Origin of the sequence: Mycobacterium sp. UM_Kg27, from assembly GCF_000972905.1 — a bacterium.
Lineage (GTDB): Bacteria > Actinomycetota > Actinomycetes > Mycobacteriales > Mycobacteriaceae > Mycobacterium.
The window spans coordinates 1-3876 of record NZ_JRMM01000221.1; the positions used below are offsets into that span (position 1 = coordinate 1).

Consider the following 3876-nt stretch of genomic DNA (forward strand, 5'->3'; position numbering starts at 1 on the left):
GCCAACAACTCACTGACCGTCGATGGCGCGGGCAGCAGCATCACCGACACCACCATCACCAGCGGGTTGAACACCGCCAACTTCGCCGGCGGTGCGGCCACGGCCACGGTCAGCGGTGGCGGGGTCATCACCGGCAGCACGGTTACCGGCGGTAATGCCAGCGACACCGCTGCCGGCGGTGCGGCGAGCCTGTCGGCTATCGGTACCGGCAGCCTCATCTCGGGGAGCAACGCGATCGGTGGCAACGCCGGGGTCGGTGACGGCAACAGCGGCAGCGCCGGCGGTGAGGGCGGCGCAGCCGGCATCGCCGCGACCAACGGAGCCCACATCACCGACACCACCGTCAAGGGCGGTGTCGGCGGGGACGGGACGGACGGCGGACAGGGCGGTAAGGGCGGCTTCGGCCTGGCCGCTGCAACCGGTACCGGTAGCACCATTACCGGGACGGCCACCGGCGGCGACGGCGGCGCAGGCAGCGGGGTCGGAGTCTCCGGGGCCGGAAAGGGTGGCGAAGGCGGCAGCGGTCAGCTGATCGTCGACGCTGCGGGCGGCACGATCGGTGGGGGCGGCAACACCGCCGTCGCGGTCGGCGGTGCCGGTGGCGCCGGGCACGACGGCGGTCAGGGCGGCAAGGGCTCTTGGGGCGAGCTGGAGGCCGACGGCGCGGGCGGCAACTCCTACGGTCTGTCCACCGGCGGCGCCGGTGGCGAGGCCTTCGGGGACAACAGCGTGGGCGGCAATGGTGGAAGCTCTGATATCGAGAGCGCCAAGACCACCAGCGGCTTCGGTGACCCGAGCCTCGGCGGCCTCGGCGGGACGGCTAGCGGTATCTCGACCGGCGGTGCAGGCGGCGAAGCCCACAATGGCGGCCACGGCGGTAACGGCGGCAAGGGCAGTATCGCCGCGGGTGGAGCCAATGCCGTGGCCAGCGGTACGGCCCAGGGCGGCGCCGGTGGTGAAGGCGATGGAGGCCACGGCGGCCTCGGCGGAACCGCCCGGGTCACCGCACTGGGTGAGAACACCACAGCCACGGGCGGCGACGCTACCGGCGGCGACGGCGGCAAGGGTAGCGGAGGCGGGAACGGCGGCGCTGGCGCTGACGGCAACATCGGGTCCGCGCTCACGACCGCCGGGAGCCCCACCGACAATCCGACTGCCAACAACAACAGGGTGGTCGGCGGTAACGGCGGCGACGGCGGCAGCGGTCAAACCGGTGGCGGTGGTACCGAGGCGGACGTCTATGCGGTCAACCACGGAGAGAACCCCGGGTGGCCCAACCCGAACAACAACCAAACGGTTCTGGGCGCCAACGGCGCAAACCACCCCTAATCGAACCCGCCTAACCCATCACGGCCCGGTCACTCGACCGGGCCGTGATGGTGTCGTCGATGTCGCCGCGGGCCGTCGCCTGACGGAGCCGCCGTGCGGCGCTGACGCGCATCCTGAGAAGTCGACCCCGGCAACTCGTGCTCCGGATGTTTGCCACGGGGAACTGCCGTTTAGGGCAGAGGACGCTGGGCGCGATACGAGGCACCGCTGGCTTGCGTCTGGGGCGGGAAAGAACGTCGCGGACGCCCCTGGAGAGGCCAGGCCGACGTGATTCTTCCAGCCTTCGGACGGCAGACTCCCAGGTTAGCGGGCGCAGAGCGAGCTGTAGTCGAGTTATGTGGTCTGGTTAACCACTATTACCCACTTGCTAACCGCAATTACCGAAACGTAGTTCTATGTAGTGAACTGGGATTGACTCTTCCGGAATCAGTGTTAATCTCGCAACGCAGGGCTCGCTGTGGGTTATCTGTGTAATCGTTAAGGAGAAGTTTGGTTATGGGCCGTCACCGCCAGGACAAGGGTCGTCGTAGCAACCGGATCATCGGTGCGGGTAGCGCGGTTGGTGCCTTCCTCACGTTCGGGATGGCTCCGATGGCGGCGGCTCCGACGGCGCGTGCGGACTTCGACGACGTGCTCATCGATCTGTTCGGTCAGGACCTCGGTGACGCCTTCAACGGCCTCGCCCTTGACTTCGGCGATCAGGACGCCTGGGCGACCGTCCTGGACCCCTCCAGCTGGTCCTTCGTGTTCGACAGCTTCGGTGCGCCGGCCGCCTGGGACGCGGTGCTGGCCGACCTGAACCTGAACATCTTCAGCGGCGCCACCGACTTCAGCCTGCCGGGTTCTGCCCAGTTCAACTTGTTCGACTACAACTTGCTGATGCCGTTCGGCAACGGCGCCGATGGCACCGCCGATAACCCCGACGGCGCTGCCGGTGGGTGGATCTATGGCACTGGTGGCGCGGGCTGGGACGCCGACGGCATAGCCGGCATTGACGGTGGCGCCGGCGGCCAGGGCGGCTTGTTCGGTGGCGATGGCGGCGCCGGTGGCGACGGCTGGGGCACGGGTGACGGTGGCGCCGGTGGCAGCGCCGGTTGGTTCGCCGCCTTCAGCCAGGCCGGCGCCGGTGGTGCCGGCGGTCTTGACGGTGGTACCGGCGGTATGGGCGGCGACGGTGCCATCCTCGCCTGGTTCAGCGACGCCGGTGTCGGTGGTGTCGGCGGTGGTGTCGGCGGTGCCGGTGGTAAGGGCGGCAACGTCGGGTTGTACTCCTGGTTCAGCAGTGCCGGCGCCGGTGGCAACGGTGGTAACGGCGGGAACGGCGGCGACGGCGGCAACGTCGGCTGGTTCTCCTGGTTCAGCGACGCCGGCGACGGTGGTGACGGCTACAACGGCGGCGACGGTGGTACGGGAAGCCTGCTTGCCCTATTCAGCAGCAGCGGTGGCGCCGGTGGTGACGGCATCGGTGGTAACGGCGGTGACGGTGGTGGCGTCGGCTGGTTCTCCACGCTCAGTGACGCCGGCGCCGGTGGCGACGGCCACACCGGTGGCAATGGCGGCGGAGGCAGCCTGTTCGGCGGCTGGAGCAACGGTGGTGCCGGCGGTAATGGCAACGACGGTGGCAACGGCGGTGACGGTGGCAGCGCGGGCCTGTTCTCCTGGTTCAGCCGTGGCGGCGCCGGCGGTGACGGTGGTACCGCCGACGACTTGGGCACTGCCGGTGGTAACGGCGGCACCGGTGGCGACGCGGCCCTGTGGGGCGTGTTCAGCACCGCCGGCACCGGTGGTGCCGGCGGCAACGGCTTCGCCGGCGCGGCGGGTGCGGCCGGCAGCTTCGCCAATGGAGGCGACGGCAACGGTGGTGCCGGCGGCAACGGCGGGAACGGCGGGAACGGGGGTGCCGGTGGTAGGGGCGCTTACCTGTTCGGTGCCGGAGGTAACGGTGGTGCGGCCGGTGACGGCGGTAAGGGCGGCGCCGGAGGGGCTGGCGCCGACGGCACCGACGGCGCAGTGGCCGGCGCCGACGGCACCAATGGTGGTAACGGGGGCGTCGGCGGTAACGGCGGCGCGGCGGGCAAGGCTGGTGTCGGTGGTGCCGGTGGTTGGTTCATGGACGACGGCGCGGCTGGTGCGGCCGGCTCGCAGGATTCCGGTGGCCAGGGCGGTAACGGTGGTAACGGTGGCGCCGGCATCGACGGTGCGGACGGTGATGCTGGGACCGCAGCGCACCCCGACGGTTTCGACGGTCAGGCCGGCGGACACGGCGGCAACGCCGGCCAAGCCGGTGCGGGTGGTCAGGGCCCGGCGGGTCAGGCCGCCAGCGGTACGGCGGGCACGGCCGGTAAGGGTGGCAGCGGCGGCGTCGGTGGCGCCGGGTATGACGCCGCGTCGGATGCGACTGCGGTAGCCGGTACCGCTGGTGGCAATGGCGGCGCCGGCGGCGACGCGGGCCTGGGTGGCTTGCAGGCCGATGGCATCACGCGCGGGGCTTCGGGTGCGGGCGGTGTTGGCGGTGCCGGTGGCGACGGTAAGGACGGTGCCGCGGGT

The 3876-nt window shown here is 70.8% G+C and carries 1 protein-coding gene and 1 pseudogene; both read left to right on the forward strand.

The annotated features are described in order from the left end of the window. Window positions 1-1329 (forward strand): annotated as a pseudogene (locus tag LI94_RS24010) (hypothetical protein); the annotation flags it as partial. A gap of 495 nt (window positions 1330-1824) precedes the next feature. Further along, on the forward strand, window positions 1825-3876 hold a 2052-nt coding region (locus LI94_RS25000; RefSeq protein ID WP_052740001.1), incomplete at its 3' end, for a PGRS repeat-containing protein.